This window comes from Zavarzinella sp. (genome assembly GCA_041399155.1).
Classification (GTDB): Bacteria; Planctomycetota; Planctomycetia; order Gemmatales; family Gemmataceae; genus JAWKTI01.
Genome location: JAWKTI010000004.1, coordinates 309,763 through 328,033, shown reverse-complemented (window position 1 = coordinate 328,033; position 18,271 = coordinate 309,763). Strand labels below are relative to the sequence as shown.

The 18,271-nt window shown below is 51.0% G+C and carries 19 protein-coding genes; 5 read left to right on the top strand and 14 right to left on the bottom strand.

Annotated elements, in window-relative coordinates; all coding sequences use genetic code 11:
* Positions 1 to 13: 13 nt before the first annotated feature.
* The 6 genes from R3B84_19130 to trpE all read right to left on the bottom strand — a co-directional run bounded on the left by R3B84_19130 (position 14) and on the right by trpE (position 5,983).
* Entirely contained in the window at positions 14 to 709 is a 696-nt protein-coding gene (locus R3B84_19130) for an IS630 family transposase (protein MEZ6142680.1), read from the bottom strand.
* On the bottom strand, positions 706 to 1,149 hold the full coding sequence (locus R3B84_19125; protein MEZ6142679.1) for a helix-turn-helix domain-containing protein: 444 nt from the start codon (positions 1,147 to 1,149) through the stop codon (positions 706 to 708). The genes R3B84_19130 and R3B84_19125 overlap by 4 nt, the downstream gene beginning before the upstream one ends.
* Before the next feature lie 178 nt (positions 1,150 to 1,327).
* Entirely contained in the window at positions 1,328 to 2,734 is a 1,407-nt protein-coding gene (lpdA, locus tag R3B84_19120) for a dihydrolipoyl dehydrogenase (GenBank protein MEZ6142678.1), read from the bottom strand.
* Positions 2,735 to 2,807: 73 nt separating this feature from the next.
* The gene (odhB, locus tag R3B84_19115) at positions 2,808 to 4,010 is read right to left on the bottom strand and encodes a 2-oxoglutarate dehydrogenase complex dihydrolipoyllysine-residue succinyltransferase (protein MEZ6142677.1); all 1,203 of its coding nucleotides are present in this window, start codon (positions 4,008 to 4,010) and stop codon (positions 2,808 to 2,810) included.
* A 257-nt stretch (positions 4,011 to 4,267) separates the two neighbouring features.
* Positions 4,268 to 4,450 (bottom strand): hypothetical protein, encoded by a 183-nt coding sequence (locus R3B84_19110; GenBank protein MEZ6142676.1) that lies wholly within the window; start codon positions 4,448 to 4,450, stop codon positions 4,268 to 4,270.
* A gap of 48 nt (positions 4,451 to 4,498) precedes the next feature.
* A complete protein-coding gene (gene trpE / locus R3B84_19105; protein ID MEZ6142675.1) occupies positions 4,499 to 5,983 on the bottom strand; it encodes an anthranilate synthase component I in 1,485 nt (494 codons plus the stop codon).
* 122 nt (positions 5,984 to 6,105) lie between these two features.
* Between trpE and R3B84_19100 the strand changes: the two genes are divergently transcribed.
* Entirely contained in the window at positions 6,106 to 6,492 is a 387-nt protein-coding gene (locus R3B84_19100; protein ID MEZ6142674.1) for a Dabb family protein, read from the top strand.
* 205 nt (positions 6,493 to 6,697) lie between these two features.
* On the opposite strand, the gene R3B84_19095 is transcribed toward R3B84_19100, so the two are convergent.
* The 4 genes from R3B84_19095 to R3B84_19080 form a co-directional block, all read right to left on the bottom strand.
* Positions 6,698 to 9,211, bottom strand: a complete 2,514-nt coding sequence (locus tag R3B84_19095) for a S8 family peptidase (protein ID MEZ6142673.1) — start codon at positions 9,209 to 9,211, stop codon at positions 6,698 to 6,700.
* A 136-nt stretch (positions 9,212 to 9,347) separates the two neighbouring features.
* Positions 9,348 to 10,334 carry an ATP-binding protein gene (locus tag R3B84_19090; GenBank protein ID MEZ6142672.1) on the bottom strand — a complete coding sequence of 329 codons (987 nt, stop codon included), beginning with the start codon at positions 10,332 to 10,334 and terminating at the stop codon, positions 9,348 to 9,350.
* A gap of 209 nt (positions 10,335 to 10,543) precedes the next feature.
* Entirely contained in the window at positions 10,544 to 11,107 is a 564-nt protein-coding gene (locus tag R3B84_19085) for a hypothetical protein (protein MEZ6142671.1), read from the bottom strand.
* 57 nt (positions 11,108 to 11,164) lie between these two features.
* A complete protein-coding gene (locus R3B84_19080; GenBank protein ID MEZ6142670.1) occupies positions 11,165 to 12,418 on the bottom strand; it encodes an O-antigen ligase family protein in 1,254 nt (417 codons plus the stop codon).
* 250 nt (positions 12,419 to 12,668) lie between these two features.
* On the opposite strand from R3B84_19080, the gene R3B84_19075 reads away from it, so the two are divergent.
* On the top strand, positions 12,669 to 13,091 hold the full coding sequence (locus R3B84_19075) for a cyclic-phosphate processing receiver domain-containing protein (protein ID MEZ6142669.1): 423 nt from the start codon (positions 12,669 to 12,671) through the stop codon (positions 13,089 to 13,091).
* Positions 13,092 to 13,125: 34 nt separating this feature from the next.
* Here the strand turns inward: R3B84_19075 and R3B84_19070 are convergent, their stop codons facing one another.
* Together R3B84_19070 and R3B84_19065 are read right to left on the bottom strand one after the other, a co-directional pair.
* Positions 13,126 to 13,788 carry a DUF4198 domain-containing protein gene (locus R3B84_19070; GenBank protein ID MEZ6142668.1) on the bottom strand — a complete coding sequence of 221 codons (663 nt, stop codon included), beginning with the start codon at positions 13,786 to 13,788 and terminating at the stop codon, positions 13,126 to 13,128.
* A gap of 80 nt (positions 13,789 to 13,868) precedes the next feature.
* A complete protein-coding gene (locus tag R3B84_19065) occupies positions 13,869 to 14,849 on the bottom strand; it encodes a DUF1559 domain-containing protein (GenBank protein MEZ6142667.1) in 981 nt (326 codons plus the stop codon).
* A 246-nt stretch (positions 14,850 to 15,095) separates the two neighbouring features.
* On the opposite strand from R3B84_19065, the gene R3B84_19060 reads away from it, so the two are divergent.
* Positions 15,096 to 15,473 (top strand): hypothetical protein, encoded by a 378-nt coding sequence (locus R3B84_19060; protein MEZ6142666.1) that lies wholly within the window; start codon positions 15,096 to 15,098, stop codon positions 15,471 to 15,473.
* Between the two features lie 182 nt (positions 15,474 to 15,655).
* Here the strand turns inward: R3B84_19060 and R3B84_19055 are convergent, their stop codons facing one another.
* Positions 15,656 to 16,144, bottom strand: a complete 489-nt coding sequence (locus R3B84_19055) for an IS5 family transposase (GenBank protein MEZ6142665.1) — start codon at positions 16,142 to 16,144, stop codon at positions 15,656 to 15,658.
* A complete protein-coding gene (locus R3B84_19050; GenBank protein ID MEZ6142664.1) occupies positions 16,116 to 16,463 on the bottom strand; it encodes a transposase in 348 nt (115 codons plus the stop codon). The genes R3B84_19055 and R3B84_19050 overlap by 29 nt, the downstream gene beginning before the upstream one ends.
* 257 nt (positions 16,464 to 16,720) lie before the next feature.
* Here R3B84_19050 and R3B84_19045 point away from each other — a divergent pair, with 257 nt between their 5' ends.
* The gene (locus tag R3B84_19045) at positions 16,721 to 17,035 is read left to right on the top strand and encodes a hypothetical protein (GenBank protein ID MEZ6142663.1); all 315 of its coding nucleotides are present in this window, start codon (positions 16,721 to 16,723) and stop codon (positions 17,033 to 17,035) included.
* A gap of 296 nt (positions 17,036 to 17,331) precedes the next feature.
* Positions 17,332 to 18,135: a hypothetical protein gene (locus R3B84_19040; GenBank protein MEZ6142662.1), complete on the top strand. Its 804-nt coding sequence runs from the start codon at positions 17,332 to 17,334 to the stop codon at positions 18,133 to 18,135.
* The last annotated feature ends 136 nt before the right edge of the window (positions 18,136 to 18,271 follow it).

Sequence of the window (18,271 nt, the reverse complement as noted above, 5' to 3'; positions counted from 1 at the left end):
ACCTAGTGCTCTGTCACGACTTAATTGTCGGGTAAACCGATTTTAATTTCGTTCGTGCTTCGTCGATCTTCATTTGCCAGTCAACGCCACGCTGTGTGGTGTTGACATCGTTCGACCATGCCTCGGTTTCTTCACTCAAAGTGGCAACATCTTCAAAGCGACGGTCCGCGACACATTGGCGGGTTAACGAACTCAGTTCATTCTCTGCGATGTTCAGCCAACTTCCATGCTTGGGTGTGTAGCAGAATTCGATCCGTCGAACCAAGGTCCGCGCACGCGCGGGTTCAAACGCTTCATAGAACGCGCCCTTGGTGTGGGTGTTGAGGTTGTCACACACCACGATCACTTTGGCACATGACGCATAGCGACCCTCCAACAACCGAGCCATTTCGATGGCCCAGTCAATCTTCGTCCTCCGTTCGCGAACGGAGACTTCACGCCAACCGACCAGCGGTTCGGTAAACATGAAGATAGCCGCCGTGCCCGCTCGTTCGTATTCGTAGTCAACCCGCTTGGCATGTTGGGCCGTGGCGGGAATAGGAACGCGTGTTTCTTTCAACAACTGCACCGGTTGTTCGTCCATGCACAGGACCGGCACGTTCGGATCGTACGGTTTTTCGTAGGTTTCCAGCACATCTTCCATATGGGCGACAAACTCGGCGTCCGCCTCCGGAGGAATCACCCAATATTCAATCTTCCGATTCGTCATGCCATTTTTTTTAGCGTGCGTCGGACCGTTTCGTAGCTCACCGACTCCACGATTTCCAACTCCACGACCTTGCGTGCCAGCAACCGAAGCGTCCAGTTGTTGTAGCCTTTCGGAGGCGGCCCAAGCCGAGTCGCGATGATGCGGGCCTCTTGGTCGCCCGTCAATAGCTTATCCACGGGTGGTTGCTGACGTTTAGCTCGGTTGAGCGTTTCTTCAAATCCTTGCTCGACGAACCGCTGGCGAAGCCGTTCCACGGTTCTAGTCCGACACGAAAACGCCTCGGTAATACGCTCATCAGTCCAATTCGGACCATCGGCATCTGCCTTCAGCAGAATTTGAGCACGTCGAACTTTCTGCCCGGTTCCCTTCAACTTCTTGACGACACTCTGAAGCTCGACTCGTTCTTGCTTTGTCAGTCGAATGATATACAACTTCCGCATGGCACCCTCCTTGTACCATGCAGTATCGCAGATTTGACTGGAATTGCCAATCCGACTTTTTAGATGTGACAAAGCACTAGACAACCTGCCGAATCTTGCTCACGATTTAAAAAAGCGTTCCAATCGGCTTCGTTCTAGGTTAATTTGATTTAGAATAATTCACATTTTGTGCCCATCCTTACGCATGAAGTGGGGCGCCGGAATAGGCCATGCGTGCGGCTTCGGCAAGCGATTCCGACAACGTCGGGTGGGCGTGGGTGATGCGGGCGATATCTTCCGCCGAACCTTTGAATTCCACAATCGTGACCGCTTCGGCGATCATATCAGACGCACGTGGGCCGAAGATGTGTACCGCCAGCACCCGATCAGTGGCGGCATCCGTAATTACCTTCACCAGTCCTTCCGATTCATCCATGCAGCGGGCTCGGCCACTGGCTGAAAACGGGAACTTGCCCACCTTGTAGACGGTGCCGCGGGATTTCAATTCCTCTTCCGTGGGGCCAACGCTGGCAACTTCCGGCCAAATGTAGATCACACTGGGGATGGTATCCAGATTCACGTGGGCAGGCTTACCAGCGATCAGTTCCGCAACCGCCACCCCTTCTTCCTGAGCCTTGTGGGCGAGCATCGGGCCACGCACCAGGTCGCCAATGGCGTAGATGTGTGGCACCTTTGTGCGATAGTGGTCGTCAATTTCCACCCGGCCAGATTTGGCATCGATCTGGATTCCCACTGCTTCCAGGCCCAGATTGACACTGTTCGGTCGACGGCCAACAGCTACTAACACCTTATCACCAGTGAACTTACGCTCGTTACCGTCGCCATTGACCGTTGATATCACTGCTTGGTTATCAACGATCTCGCTCCCAGTCACTTTGGTGCCCAGGTGGAAGGTCAGGCCTTGTTTTTCTAACGATTGTTTGACCATCTTGCCGATTTCGGCATCGGTCAGCGGTAAAATCCGTGGCAGATATTCCAGCACGGTCACGTTGCTGCCAAGGCGGGCCCAGACGGAACCGAGTTCCAGGCCGATATAGCCCCCACCTACCACAATCAGGTGCTTGGGAACTTCGCTGAACGATAAGGCATCCGTGGAATTCACCACGTATTGGTGGTCGAACTTCATGAATGGGAGTTCGGCGATTTCGCTGCCGGTGGCCAGAATAATATTGGTTGCTTTGACTGTGCTGGTTTCCCCACTGGGGCTGGTTACCAGCACGTGGTGGGGGTCCTGCAGTTTGGCGGTTCCCTGAATCGCAGCCACTTTGTTCTTTTTCAACAGGTAGGCAATGCCATCGGTCAGCCCTTTGACCACTTTGTCTTTGCGTTCCAGCAAACGCTGCAAATCCAGCTCGACACCGGTAGCAACAATACCATGCTGGGCGAACTTACTGTGGGCCTGGTGGTACAACTCGCTGGAATCGAGCATCGCCTTACTGGGAATGCAGCCCACGTTCAGGCAGGTGCCGCCATAGGTTTTTCGCGATTCAATGCACGCCACCTTCATGCCCAACTGGGCAGCACGCAGTGCCGCAACATACCCACCTGGGCCACCCCCAATTACAACAACGTCGAAAGAATCCATAATGCTGCCAATCCAAAAGATGAAAACTTATCATTAATTTTCATTAATGTTTTATGAAATTATTTTAATCAGATTAAATCTCGAGAAGTAATCGTTCGGGCTGTTCCAGGCACTCTTTGACACGCACCAGGAACTGTACTGCTTCCCGCCCATCGATCAGGCGGTGGTCGTAAGAAAGTGCCAGGTACATCATTGGTCGCACCACAATCTGATCGTTTACCACCACGGGGCGTTTCTGAATGGAGTGCATCCCCAGGATGGCTGTCTGTGGGGGGTTCAGAATCGGTGTCGACAACATCGAGCCGAAAATTCCCCCATTAGTAATGGTGAAGGTGCCACCTTGCAGGTCGGCCACCGAAATCTTGTTATCGCGGGCTTTCACCGCCACATCGGTAATCGATTTTTCGATGGCAGCAAAACTTTGCAGGTCAGCATTACGGATGACAGGCACCATCAGCCCACGTTCGGTGCTGACCGCCACCCCGATATCGTAGAAGTGCTGGTGGACAATCTCGTTCCCATCGATGCGAGCGTTCACAGTCGGAAACTTTTTCAGCCCTTCAATTACGGCCTTCACAAAAAACGACATAAATCCGAGGTTGATGCCGTATTTTTCTTTGAACTTATCTTTGAATTTGGCCCGCAGATCGTTGATAGCGGACATATCCGCTTCGTTGAAGGTGGTCAGCGTGGCAGTGGTCTGTTGCGATTCCACCAGTCGTTCGGCAATTCGCTGGCGAATGCCTGACATTTTGCTGCGGGTTTCGCGTGGTGAATCCCCACGTGAAGGTGGTGCTGCTGGTACAGGCTGGCTGGCCGGTGCTTTTGCGGTGCCGTTCGGTTTTGCTGCGTAAATATCTTCCTTAATGATCCGCCCATCACGGCCCGTGCCTGTGACCGTTGCCGGATCGACACCTTCTTCTTCTGCCGCACGTTTGGCAGCAGGCGACAGGATCGGCTCTTCGGTTTTTGCAGCAGGTTTCGACGTATCTTCTTTTGGAGCAGGTGTTTGCGGCGAATCGTCCTTTTTGGCGGGTACTGCCTGCGGTTCAATTTCACCAATGACCGCACCCACGGCAACAATTTCGTCCTCACTGGCACGTGGGGTTAAAATGCCCGCAGCCGGTGCGGGGATGGGCTGGGTGGCTTTGTCGGTTTCAATTTCGCAAACAGGATCGTCTTTTTCGACGAACTCGCCTGCTTTTTTGAACCACTGCACCAGCCTGCCTTCCACGACAGACTCCCCAATTGCCGGAATCACGACAGGAATTGCCATACCTTACCCACGCACCAGAAAGTTCGAACTCTATACAGTCTTTATAGGTGTTCTGTCTCCTAGCCATCGACCGCAAATGGGAGAAATTCCGATCCAAGCAGGTTTCCGGCTGAAAAACCAGCACTTCCGAGAGGCAAAATCGTTATAAGTTGGAACACCCACAGGTGGGGTACCGGATAAATGAATTTTTCATGAGAAGTCGTTCGAAGTGGCACGTGGGCAAATTGTTGCAGAATTGGATTTTTGTGTTCCGGAAATCAATTTCCAGTGCCTGGGTGCTTCGCGACGGGTCTGAGGCTGAATGAAATCAACACCGCACCCAGCAGGATCGCCCCAGCCGTAGACAAGTTGGAACTGGGCTCTGCGATACCTTTAATCAACAAAACGATGCCGGTAATCAGCAGTACAATTGGAAACAAACTGCCAAGAAAGTACGCCATTGACAATTCCTCTCGATGGTATGAGTATTTCGAAAAACCATTCAGCTGTTATAGCTGGGTTTCTGCAATTTCCAGTGCCCGCATCAAGCCAGCGGCTTTGTTTAATGTTTCCTGATATTCTGAAGCGGGATCGCTGTCGGCCACAATTCCCGCCCCCGCCTGAATGTAGGCAGTCTGGCCCTGCAGCACCATCGTGCGGAGGGCGATGCAGGTATCCATATTGCCGTGGTAGTCGATGTAACCCACCGCTCCACCATAAGGGCCACGGCGGTGGGGCTCCAATTCGTCAATAATTTCCATCGCACGCACTTTCGGAGCACCGGAAAGGGTGCCGGCAGGCAGGCAGGATCGCAAGGCATCGAATGCTGTTTTGTCTGGCAGAATCTGCCCCACCACCGTGCTGGAAAGGTGCATCACATGGCTGTAGCGTTCCACCGTCATTAATTCACTTAATTCCACGGTGCCATACTGCGAAACCCTGCCCACATCGTTCCGGCCCAGATCGACCAGCATAATGTGTTCCGCACGCTCTTTTTCGTCTGCAAGCAGTTCTTTGGCAAGTGCCTCATCTTCGGCGGGTGTTTTCCCTCGTCGGCGGGTGCCTGCCAGTGGGCGGGTAATCACGTAACCTTCTTTCACCCGTGTCATAATTTCTGGCGACGCCCCCACCAGTGTGGCGGGGCCTACCTGCAGGTAAAACATGTATGGGGAAGGATTCACACTGCGTAAAGCGCGGTAAATATCGAAGCTGCGAGCGTTGGTTTTCATCGCGAAACGCTGGCTGAGTACAATCTGGAAAATGTCGCCCGCCAGGATGTACTCCTGACAGCGGCGTACTGCATCCTGAAACTGTTCTGCCGTAAAATTGGAAGTGGCAGGGATTTTCAGTTCACCGGGAATGGCGATATCAGTGATTTGCAGATCTGCCACCCCACGCTGCAGGCGTTCTACCAACTGATCGACCTGACTGCACGCTTCCCAATACGATTGGCGAACATCGTTCGGATTCACCTGGGCATAAACCACCACCGTCATGGTTTTGTCGACGTGATCAAACATTACCATTTGATCATATAATCCAAAAGCAATATCGGGCAAATGCCGGTCATCCACTGGTGGGTGGGGGAGATTTTCCACATAACGGACGCTGTCGTAGCCAATATACCCCACGGCACCGCCACTGAAGGTTTTCAGCCCCGGTACAGGTACCGTGCGGTAGTCTTTCAGCAACTCCTCGAGTTCTCGCAGGGGATCTTCGGCGTGGTATTCGTGCGCCTGGGCCCCCTGCCGCACCACCACACGATTGCCGTACGCTTCGAAAGTTTTAAACGGCTTGGTGCCCATGAAACTGTGGCGGCCATGCCGTTCCCCACCGACAACGCTTTCGAAGAGATACGACCATTCTCCCTCGCGGATTTTGCAGAATGCGGTGACCGGTGTCAGTGAATCGCTCAATAGCTGGCGATAGACGGGCACCATGGTGGCTTTGCCGGCAAGTTCAGTAAACTCTTCGATCGATGGATAGTACTGCAACGAACATTCCCTCTGGCAAACGGTTATCCAGGCCGATTTTCGCGTACCAGATCAGGACAATCACCCACGATTTCCTAAAAATAGTACGTCTCTCTCAGTCACTGTTTTACGGAGTTTTCAACATGATGCGCACCCTGTTTGCAACTTTCATTGCCCTTGCTCTTTGCCTGTCGGTCCAGGCCGCCGACAAGCCCCACATTGGTCATATGGTGTTCTTTCAACTGAAAGATGCCTCGCCGGAAGCCCAGCAGAAGCTGGTGGCTGCCTGCAATAAATATTTGAAGGAACACGATGGGGTGGCCTACTACAGTGCCGGCGTCCGTGGCAAGGAATTTGATCGGGAAGTGAATGCCCAGGATTGGGACGTTGCCCTGCACCTGGTGTTTAAAGACAAAGAATCACATGATAAATACCAGACCCACCCGATGCACCTGAAATTTATCGAAGAAAACAAGGAAAACTGGAAAAGCGTGAAAGTGTTCGACTCCCACATCGCCCCCAGCAAGTAAACAGTGGCCCGTTTGACGTTACTTCATTGCGAGATATCAGCATATTGTGGTTTCTTTCTGGTCATTCCGGCCAAGGTGGGAATCCAGTGTTGGTTTCAGAGAGCAGGGGGCTAATGCAAGAATGTGAACAGCATGGTGTTCAAGCTGAAGTAATGGTCTTAAATAACTGATGTCCTATTTATTAGATACAATACGTATTTTTCAGTTACAAAGGGTTTGGCAGCGGAGAAATTTGAATACTAATGCGTTCTCTGACTTCCTCATAAATCGGAATATCGAGGCCTTCGGCTACTTCAAGCGATATGGCCAAACCATATGGAATCGAATCACTCATCTTCCCTGCGTCGGCCTTGCAGTTGACTCGGATTTCAATTCGTTCGTCATCTGGAATCACGACGATCTTCTCGCTCTCCCACACTAGATGCTGAACAGTGCCTCGCTGTGAAGTCTTTTGGTCCAGTCCGGCCTTTTCGAGTTGTAGCTTTTCCTTGCCAGCGATGTCGGTCCAAAGAAACGCTTGCCGATAGTTCCTGTGCCGCACATTTATGGGCGAAAGCCACGCCAAGGTCACACTTACTTTCCGTTTTACCTTACGCCCACTGAGGGAGGGCGGAAGCGGAAGTGAATAAACGTGACTCTTTCCATCGGCTAGGGAATCCCACGCGAGCACGGTAGCTCGTTGATCTGTTGCGGATTGTGCCTTTAGTGGGTCAACCTTTCCGCAGCCGATAAAGCGGTTCAGAATTCGCTGAAGATGCTGCCAGTTACGATTTCCATTCTTTCCTTTGAGCCCATCTGGCGGTAAAGCTGCTTCGATCATTTCGGCCTCGTTACCCCAGGAAGCGCCATGAACTAGAAGAGTTTTCAGGATAACTGCAAGGTATTCATCGGTGAGGCGATCCCAACCCGGTTGATTCCGGTATTCGAGAAGCCGTTCGTATGCCAAACCAACAGAATGAGTAGCTAGTGCAGTCGCGTGACTTGTGCCACGACCATGACTCACAGTGGTCAACTCGCCTGAGTTGGTACCTGGCGCAGCCACTTTCAGGCCAGGTGGACGGTTAGTAGTAACAGGCGTGAATTTCGTCGGGTTCACATCTTCAATCGTAGGCCCTCTGTAAAGCTGTCGCCCACCGGGAAAGTACACTTCTGGTTTTACTGCCTGAGCATAACCAGCTGCAACGGTGCAAAATGGACTTGGAAGGGAACTGTCCTTGTACAAATCCACCGCATTTCCTTGCAGAGTAGTGCTTGCATCCTCGTGCCACGCACCTACTGTGATTGCGTTCACTGACTCTGCGGGGGAGAGCGGCCGGCGGGCAACTTGATCGTTTCGAATCGCCTGAATGACCTCGTTCCGCAACTGATCAGGTGAGAGGTTTTTCCACTGATCCGCTGCGGTATTTATCATGATTTCGCGGCCGTGGTTCCCAACGCTTATGATGAAGAGCAACTTGTACTTCCACGCAAGCCAGTCCAGCAAACGAGCGAGCGGGCTGTATCTATTTTCAAAAGGTTGCCAACGATTCCCGAACGAAAGGTTGATAACTTTCACGTTCGGCGCTGCTGCCTGTTCGTTTCCGTCAGCATCGACGATGCGGCGAATAGCCCGGTGGACGAGATCGATGAGGAGTATTTCTTCGGGCGTACCTTCGTCCCGGTATTGCCCGTTCCAATCTGTCAAAGGAACGAAGATCGGGCGCACGTAGATTTTCTGCGAAAGCCGCTGCTCGTTCTTGTTCAAGTCGCCGTTCACAATGAGCGAGCACATTGCCGTCCCGTGTTGTTGGTGGCCCGGCTGAGTGTAGTGTTGACTAAACTGATCCGGATCATCAACGATCAAGTGGTCTCGGATCAGAGTGTGGTTTTCGAGTGGCAAACCATCAAGAACAGCAATAACTGGGGATGTGACCACAAGGGCCCCAGGTGCGGCTGAAACTGGATTCTTTTCTTCGCTCAGTTCACAAAGTGGATGGAGCGATTGTGAGCAAGGGCGAAAGAACATAACATCTTTGCAGCGGAGAAGTTCTGTGTATTCTTGAGACTGGATAGCAGAAAGTGTATCGGCAACTGCATCGGCTGGAAGTTCGGCAAGAACACCATGGTAGCATATGTCCCTGATAGCAGATTGAGCAATACAACGGCCGCCAGCATTCTTAATGATATCCTCAAGATGTGTGTAGGCATTAGTGCGTGTCGCATCAACGTCCCGATACCAAAGCTCAACCTCAAACCGGACTGGCGGCTGATTAGTTTCAGCATCAAATTGAAGGTTCGCTCTCCAGTCTTCAAGAACCCCGGTTCCTGTCAAGCGGTCAAGGGGGCCCCATCGGCGGATGTCCTTCAAATGCTGAAAGATATTCTTGAAAGGGCCTAAGCCCCGTGCGGCTGTCTTGTCCGGTTCCAGCAACCAGTTATTCCACAGCGACAGAAGCGATTGGGCCGCTTTTTGGTTGCTCATTACGGCGTACAGTCGGGCTGTAAGAGGCTTATCTTCACTACCTTCTTTATCAATATGAAAATCGTTGTCGCTCGCTTGGTCACCGAGATCTAATTCACCGACCCATTCAAGTCCCTCGACATTTGCGGCAGCTTTTGAGAACTCCTTTATGTCATCGGCTATCGTCTCAAAAACGATAACTAGCTCCGGTTCAAACCCCTCCACATCTGGCTTCATGTCATCGAATGCACTAACGATCTCATTGAATTTTTGTTCCAAACGCTCACTCTGTCGTGACGCTGAAGGTAGCTGCATCTTTGGTAGTATAGCTTTATTGAGATCGGCTCGTTTGACGGTCTCAGCACTGGGAAAAAGCAGAAATGGTTGGTTAGGCATAGTAATCGAAAGGAGAGGTTTACTCGTTAGGACAGAAACGGTGCTGCCATTGAGCAACCCGTTGGGCAACAATCTTCTTAAGGCCCTGATTCGGAAGGCTCAACACATAGCGGCGGAAAACATCTGCGACGAACTCTTCCAGTTCAGCAAAACTGGCACCGTGGAGCTTATCTGCCAATCCATTCAAAGACGTCTCGAACAAGAGATTGGATCGGTTTTGTGCTCTTCGAAGATATTCTTCGATCTGAGCTGGAGTCGGATTCGGCAGTTCCATTCGAATTTGGAATCGACGCCATACTGCTCGGTCGAGCAATTCCGGATGGTTGGTTGCCGTGACTACTACGACGTATGTGGGCAGGTCGTCTACTTGAAGGAGCAAAGAACTAACGACACGTTTAATTTCACCAGTTTCCTGTCTGTCGCCACGTTCTTTACCAATGGTGTCGAACTCATCGAAGAACAGCACACACGGCCGCGTGCGTACGTGATCGAAGATTCGCTTGATCCTACTCGCGGTTTCGCCGAGATAGCTTCCAATGAGTCCTTCGTACCGAGCAACGATAAGAGGCAGCATAAGAGAGTGTGCGAAACCCTCGGCCAGAGAAGTTTTCCCGTTTCCCGGCACACCCGCGAGAAGAATACGGTTGCGTGGTACAAGATTGTACGAGCGGAGCAAATCGGCCCGCTGATGTTCTTCGACAAGCTCGCGGCAAATTTGCTCAACATCATCTGGAAGTATCAGAGTATCGAACCCTCTTTGTGGGATCTTTTCAGCCCACAACTCGTTCGGCGACTTTACGACCCCGTTTAGATGGCCGTTTCCGTTCAATTGTGGTGGCGGATTTAGCGGCTTATCGTTCAAGAAGGTGGCTAAACGATCGGCAAGAACATCGTGCTTTTTTCCACGTTCCTCGGCAACGAGTGCTTCCACAGTCTTACGGAATAGAATCTCATCGCCTGAAGTTCCAGCGTGAACCAATTTCAGTAGTAGATCAGACCGTGCCATGATTTTTGGGAAAAACTTTCGTTTAGGTGTCTTTCAAGTGGGTTTGGAGCACGTTGGAGCGAGACTGCCATTATTATTAATATTATTGCACAAGATCATCATTTAAACTACACTAATTGCCACAAACCCGCGCCCTGAACATTTATTGTATTCTATTAAAAGGTTTGCATCTCAGGAATAGGATTGGCGAAGGGCTGGAGGCGAGATATTTACTTCACTGGAACATAAACTGACGCACTGTCTTCAAAATCGAGTAACTTCGTGCCAGATTTCAGTTTGCAGCCAGTAATTTTGAATTTGACATCGAACTGCTCGTACACACCGATGCCGCCGTCTTTCTTGCCGGACGATTTGCTGGCGAGTACTTTCCCGCAATCTGCAGGCAGGTCTTCCGTGGCAGATGCTTCGGGTGCGTCTGCATACAGCCCGTCGGAATGCTGGTTGTTGAGCCATTTTGCCAGACCTTCCGCGTTGACCTCTTTGGCAAAGTGGTAGACTTTGCCCTTGATCGGAAAGTCTTTTTTGCTGTTGTCGAGATGAATGACTACCACCAGATTCTGATCGACAATGGTGTAGAATACTCGGGTGCTGACATACCCAATCTGTGATTGGTTGGCGACAAATCGTTTCACTTCTTTGCTTTTCACATCAATGCCGTCCTGCTTCTTTTCTGGCTTCACTGGTGCCAGTGCAAAAAGCGTGGCTGGTTGTGCGACCAGCGTTGTCAGGGTGAAAAGTATGGTGCCAACCGCCATTAATGAAAGCTTTTTCATTTTTTGCTCGTCTTTTGAAGAATTATGCATGGTTAACTAAGTTGTTGATTATAGCAATTACTGCCACCGAACCTGCCACGCCTGAACCCGTGGGTGCCATTGATATACTGCTGGCCGCACAGCCCGCTGTGGGGCGGTACTGGGTTCCCGCAGCACGACATAACGGGCGATCAGCAAAAAGCCGCCGTACCATAACCAGTTATGTCGTAAGAGGTTATGGCCAAAATTTCCCTCAAACAACAGTAAGAACAACCCCATCATCAGTGCGTTGTTCAGGTGCTTCACAAAATCATCCTGCGGTGCAGTTCGTGTCCGCTGGCGAATATCCTTCCACGTGCGATAAAAACACCACAAGATGAAGCTGAACGCAATAATCCCTAAAAATCCCAGCTCGCCTGCCAGTTGCCCGTACAGATTGTGGGATTCGAGCGAACTGCCGGTTGCGGGACGCCAGGCACCCGGGCCCACCCCCGTAAGTGGATACGCTGCAAGGAGTTCAAACCCTTTGAAGAAGCCTTCGAGGCGACCTTCACCGGATGTGCGGGCGTTTTCCGGCCCCACATCGGGGTTCACAATCGTTTCAAAACGGGTTTGCAGAGAATCTGGCAGTGCAAAAAAGGCCATTGGTGCCAGAAAAGTCACTGCCAGAATGGCAGAGTAGCGGTATTTGCTTCGAAAAACTACCCAGCTTCCCCAGACCACCAATCCTAGCAGCGAAGAACGGGAGCCGGTCAGCAAAATGCACAGAATCGAGAGGCCAATGTAACTTAACACCCCTGCCCGCAACCACTTACGACGATCACTGTGCCAGAAAGCCATCACCACAGGTAACGCAAAGACAATGCTGGCCCCAAAACTGTTGGGATCGCCCAGCGAACTGTCAATGCCCAGCATCCGCACAATGCCCATGCGGTAGGTGTGCCTGCCACCGACATATTCCTTTAATGAGTGCAGCATGTAGATGAACATGACGCACAGAAAACCAGCGACAACCAGCCTTAACGTGCGACGATTGGAGACGCTGGTGACGAGTAAAAAGTAGAAAACCAGTATTTTGAACCAGTTTTCGACGACAATCTGCCCACGATCGGCCCAGGGGGACATCAGCCACGCACCCGCGATGCAAGTGGCGAAAAAGAGATAGGCAGCGTGCAGTGGGTTGGGAATCCAGCGTTTTCCGGGTGCCACCAGCCAGCAGAGGATCACCAGGATAATGTAGACCCGCTCGATGTGCATTTCGCCCAGCATCGGCCAGAATTCGAACGGCCGATGAATAAACAGAAACATGTAACCAATGAGCAGCCAATGCATGAGCACTTCCCTGTGCAGCCACCCGTGGGTGGATTTCTTCCGTGACAGATAGCCTACCGCGTAGGTAATTCAGGTGGAAAGGGCAATTTGCCGATTATCGCAATTTTTCTGGTATTTCTTTCCCACGGTGGGAGCCAAGTGAAATAAATGAATGATTCTTAATATTTATCGCAAGACAACTAACACGTTAAAATGTTTCTAACCTATCTCGGACGATTCAGGATCAATCGATGCACAGGATATCAGCCACATGATCCTCATTCTGGAAGATGATGCTGAGCGTACAAAGCGTTTTCAGGCTGTTTTGCAAGCTTTGAATTGCTCGCACGCATTGTACATCTGGCGAGATGCCCACACGATGATCCTTGAAGCGGGACCACTGCTCGAAAGTTCGCTTTTTCTCTCCCTTGACCACGATTTATTTCCTGAAAGTGGTGAGCCAGACCCAGGGGATGGTTATATGGTTGCGCAATGGCTTACTTCGATGCCTGTAGTCAAACCGGTTATTATTCATTCCAGCAATGGTGAACGTGCTGGTTGGATGGCCGGTGAGTTTGACCTGGCTGGTTGGCCGCACTGGCGGGTACTTCCATTCGGTGATGACTGGATAGAAACTGATTGGCGGAGAATTGTCCGGAAGTTGATTAAAACTCAGAGTCGAAAAAGTAATTGAAACACATACCTAAAAGAGCCAACCTCATCGGCAATTATTCTAAACGAACGATGATCGAGGCAACGGTGCGGACTTTTTCATACTTTTTGCCATCGAGTTCACCTTTTTTATCCACCTGTACCTGTGCTGCGAGTGCGTAAGTGCCTTTTTCTTGAAAGACCTGGGTGTAACCGTCCTTGTCCGTTTTTACCTTGATATCGTCTTCATCAGCGTTGAAGGTCAGCGTTATTTCTGCAGTGGGAACGGGTTTGCCATCCTGAAGCAGTTGAAATCGCACCCCCTGTTCGTGTTTCGCCGCAGTGAATTCCAACGCCAATTTGGCTGCCACTGCTTTGTCGGTCAGGGTGGGGACTGTTTTAGAGTAGTACGTTGATAACATGGGTGGCATTTCCCCACGTTGGGTAACGCCCGCTTTGGTTTCGCCATAAATCACTTCGGGTGCGGTCTTTGGCATTTCCGCCACGTAGTAATTGCCTTCCGCCTTTTTCACGGTCAGTTCGGTCGCGGTATCGCCTGTTTTCGCAAACAGTTTGGTTCCTTCAGCACGTGCCACCGGTACATCCGGATCGGGTGTCGCACCATGGCCAAAGACCACACGGATATCTTTCGCCTGTGGGTCGACATACACAAAAATAAAGTGTCCCTGGGCAATTGCTGCCGATGCCAACAAGCCACACAAGATGAAAAACGCTCTCATTTCTATACTCCGGTTGAATATTTCAGTAATGGCAATGAAAACTATCGAAAAACCAATCACGGCTCGCAAAGCAGGATCGGTTAGAAATCGCCTGGGACTTCCCCACCATTGCGGGTAGCAAGTGCGGCCCAAGTGGTTGGATTGACGGCATCGCGAACAAAGCGAACACTGCCATCACCCATCAGCATATTGACCCCACCCGTGTGGGCACTGCGGGCTGCTTTCCAACCTGGATTGCTGTGCCGCAGGCAATCGGGCGTGCGACTGTTAGGTGTCATTACGTGGTTGTAAAGCCCAGTGGGAAAGGCACCATCTGCCCAACTGGCGTTCCGTTCTGCATTCCAGGTCAGCGTGGCATCGCACTCGGCGGTTGTTAAGGATTGGCTGGTTCCAAGTGCCTTGTAATATTTTTGCGGATCAGCAGTAACACCCGTAGGTGCGGTGCCACCGGGGCCACGCAGCGATTCGGAAAATGCTGCAGTGTTGCTCAGGCCATCGGTCACTTCTCCCACGCGAACTTTGGAATTCATGAAAAACATCCCTTCGCCAGTGGCAGCATCGCCACCATTCGCACCGTTGCCGGCACAGGCATTGTAATTGGAAGGTGCCCGACCTGCCCGTACCTGCAGTGACGCTGGATCGGATGGGCAATTGAAAATGGTTACCACCTGAGCTACCGGTGCCACGTTTTGTGGGAAAATACTGTAAGGCGGTGCCTGATTGGGCCCACCGATCAGTGGCACGGTCAAATCCAGGGCATCGTACAGATTGCCTTGTTCCAGATAAGGTGTCAACTGGGCCAGCGTCGACCAGCGAAAGTGCCCGGCAGGCACGGTTGGGTCTGGTGCCCACGATTGGCTGAGGTAGGCTGCCGGGTAATGCTGCAACGCACCTTCAAAGTTGTGCTGGGCCAGGCCGATCTGCTTCAGATTATTCGAGCACTTCGCCCGATTCGCCGCCTCCCGCACTTTTTGGACTGCGGGAAGCAATAGCCCGATCAAAATGGCAATGATGGCAATCACCACCAGCAATTCAATTAAAGTAAAGCCGATTCGCTTCATGATGCACCTCCAGGGGGTTCGGTGTTACGAATCTGAAATTTGTATTACCAGAAGTGCCGAGTGGGGCAATGCCTACGCACCATATTCATCCAATTTTAATGGAACAAGAATTGCAGTATTACGATATGTGCATATGGAGATATTGGTTGGTATCAATTCCGGCTGCCCACCAACAGGTTTTTGCTGTCTTGGCCAGCAAATACGAATCACCATACAACATGAGAGTACTTTCACAGGAGAATTGACATGGCTGATTGGCGAAAATTGTCGAAGGCATTAGCATTGGCAGATGGTCGGATCGATACCAAGGAAACGGAGATCATCAAAAAAGAACTCTATGCTGATGGCAAAATCGATCGCAGTGAGCTGGAATGGCTTCTGGATGTCCGTAAGTCCGCACAGAGCACTGTTCAAGTGTTTGATCTGATGGTTTTCGATGCCATTAAGCCAATCGTGCTGGCAGACGGTACGATCGATGCCAAAGAAGCAGACTGGTTACGCAAGTTCATCTATGCGGACGATGTGGTCAGCGAACTGGAAAAGCAATTCCTGCGTGAACTGAAAGCCGCAGCCAGCTCTGTTGATCCTTCATTTGATAAGCTGATGGCCGACGCTGGCTGCTAATCGGCTTATCTGATTCTCGGGCTACACTCGTCTGAATAGCAGTTCTTATCATCTGTAACCCAAATCTATAAATAGCAGTTAAAAGTGCCCAACATAACAAGACCTCGGCGCAGCACCTGACACCACCGACTGATTCGGGACGCACTGCTCATCGTGTGGTGGCTGTGAAGGTGAGCTCAATGTTAGGTTCTGTTGACGAATGAACGGCATTTGATGAACGTAGCAGCCAGATGAATGAAGCTCAGAAAGCAGTCTGACAGTTTGTCGTATCGAGTTGCAATTCTTCGAAATTGCTTCAATTTATTAAAGAATCTTTCTATTTTGTTCCGGCTTTTGTAAGCTTCTTCGTCGATTGGCCATTCTTCCTTCGCATTTGATTTGTTTGGGATATGTACTGGAATATCCCCTTCTTCGATCACTTTTGATCGGATACTATCGCTATCATAAGCTTTATCTGCAACAACTTCCTCAATATCAGGAACTTGTATGATGCTTTCATCAAACAGATTGTCGAATTCAGGTGCATCTCCAGATTGTCCAGGAGTTACTTCCACTGCGATTAACGTGTTTTCGTCAAGACATGCAACGTGAATCTTCGTACTCAATCCCCCTCTACTTCTCCCAAGATCCTGATCATCGTCATCACCAGTTTTTTGCCGTGCCAGCAGCATGTTGATGTGCTCGAACTACTGAGCTATCGATGAATATTCGTTTGATGTTTTCCAGTGGTGTATCTTTCGGCATGTCCTCAAAAAGTCGCTGAAAAACATTGTTTTCACGCCAACGTTTGAACCGCTGATAAACTGCATTCCAGTCGCCAAATCTTGAAGGTAAATCTCTCCAAGGAAGCCCAGTTCTGATAAGAAATAACAGTGCCTCAAAGAACATAAGATCAGTAAGTTTTGGCTTTGCACCAGCAGCGGATCTCTTGGCTCGTTCGACCAATGGCCTAAAAATTGCCCAAATTTTGGGTGTAAGCATTGCTCTCATGATGCGCCTGCCTTGACGTTAAGTGCCTGTAATAAAAGGGTTTAGAAAGAAACTCCGATTCGTCAACACGCCCTAGGCTGGCCTGCGACCAGCTTAACGGGTCCGCGATTGAGTATATACTAAAAGTGACGGCCGCAGGCGGCCTAAGTGAGCGATTGGAGCAGGAGTCGCTTCGAATCCATGTCCGCGACTCTGCTCAATCGCGGACCTGTTTGGTTTGGGACATTGGGTCCCGCTTTCTGAAAGTCGAGGAAACCATGCCAATCGTGAGATGCCCAAAATGCAAAAAACGATACGATCCTGGTATCGACGAAGCGCTCGATGATATCGATGATGCGCCGGTCGAAATGTCTTTAAAAGTGGTTTGTCCTTCGTGTGGCCAGTGGCTGCGCTTGCCTGAATACGAAAAGATACCCGCTCCTCCTTTACCACCCCACATACTAAAAGAAATGATGTCGCAATCTCGCTTAGTTGACGACGTAGATGAAGACCAGCGGCCGAAGAAATCAAAGCAGGTAAAGAAACCAAAGCGCGAGATGCAAGAAGTGAAACCTTGGTGGAAGTTTTGGTGATGCAGGTCCAGCAGCGTTCTTGATTGCTACTTGGAATCCTTGTCAGTTTGCTGTTTGGTGGGCTGTTTCCGAATGTACCACCAACAAGCGCTTAACTTGACCGGGGCCGAAGGCCGCATTACGGTTTCGCGAGATTTGAGGTTGCAGCGATCCCGGCAAGTTAACGAGTCCGCGATTGAGCATATACTAAGGGTGACGGCCGCAAGCGGCCTAAGTGAGCGATTGGAGCAGGAGTCGCTCCTTAATCATTCTGCGTTCGGCTCATTCGCGGGCCCGTTAAGCGATGAAATCCAACCATGACACCGAGTGATACAGCGCGTATACATCTTCTGCCAGCGAAGGCAACCCCCTACGTTCTCGTGATCCGCCGAAAACCCTCAAAGTGCTTCCACTTAATCCGTTGGAACACGCAATCGGACACACTTGAACATGGCTCGTGGTTCCACGGCAAATTGTATCCGAAACGCTGCGATATCTCGTTCGATGGCCAATGGATGATTTATCTCGCCATGGGTACATCGGGTGATACATGGAACGGCGTCTGTCGCCTCCCGTATCTCCGCACGTTCGTTGAAGCGCCGAACATGGGCACATGGTACGGCGGAGGATATTGGCGTGATCGCCAGACCCTACTCCTCAATCAATGGCAGCCCGCAAAGGGATCGGTTCCATTCAAATTCGCCGAACTTCAGCCTGAATTCGGCGGCGAAGATTTGGGCGTTCTCTATCCGAAATGGGAACGTGATGGGTGGCAACGTCGCGGCGAGAATTATGGAACAAATCGTGAGATAAGGAATGCATCCAAGTACACGGTCAAATGCGATGCCGATGACGGCTGGCAAAACAGACCATCGCGCAGACATCCAGCGTTGATCGTACGGTATATTGGCTATCTGGATCACGGTTACACATTCAGGTTTGCGCTCGATGGTTTTGACAACCTGCTCGACGATCATGTCGATTCGGCGTGCTGGGATAGTCTTGGAAATCTTGTGTACTCACGCGAAGGGATTCTGTACAAATACTCGTTGGATGACCTTGCCAGTGGTCACCCGGGAACCGTCCACGATTTGGAACCGCTGGCACAAAACGAGGCATAACCATGCGGCGAACGGAGTCCGCGATTGAGCATATACTTAAAGTGACGGCCGCAAGCGGCCTAAGTGAGCGATTGGAGCAGGAATCGTTTCGTACTCACTCCGCGCTCTACTCAATCGCGGACCAGTTCATTCACTT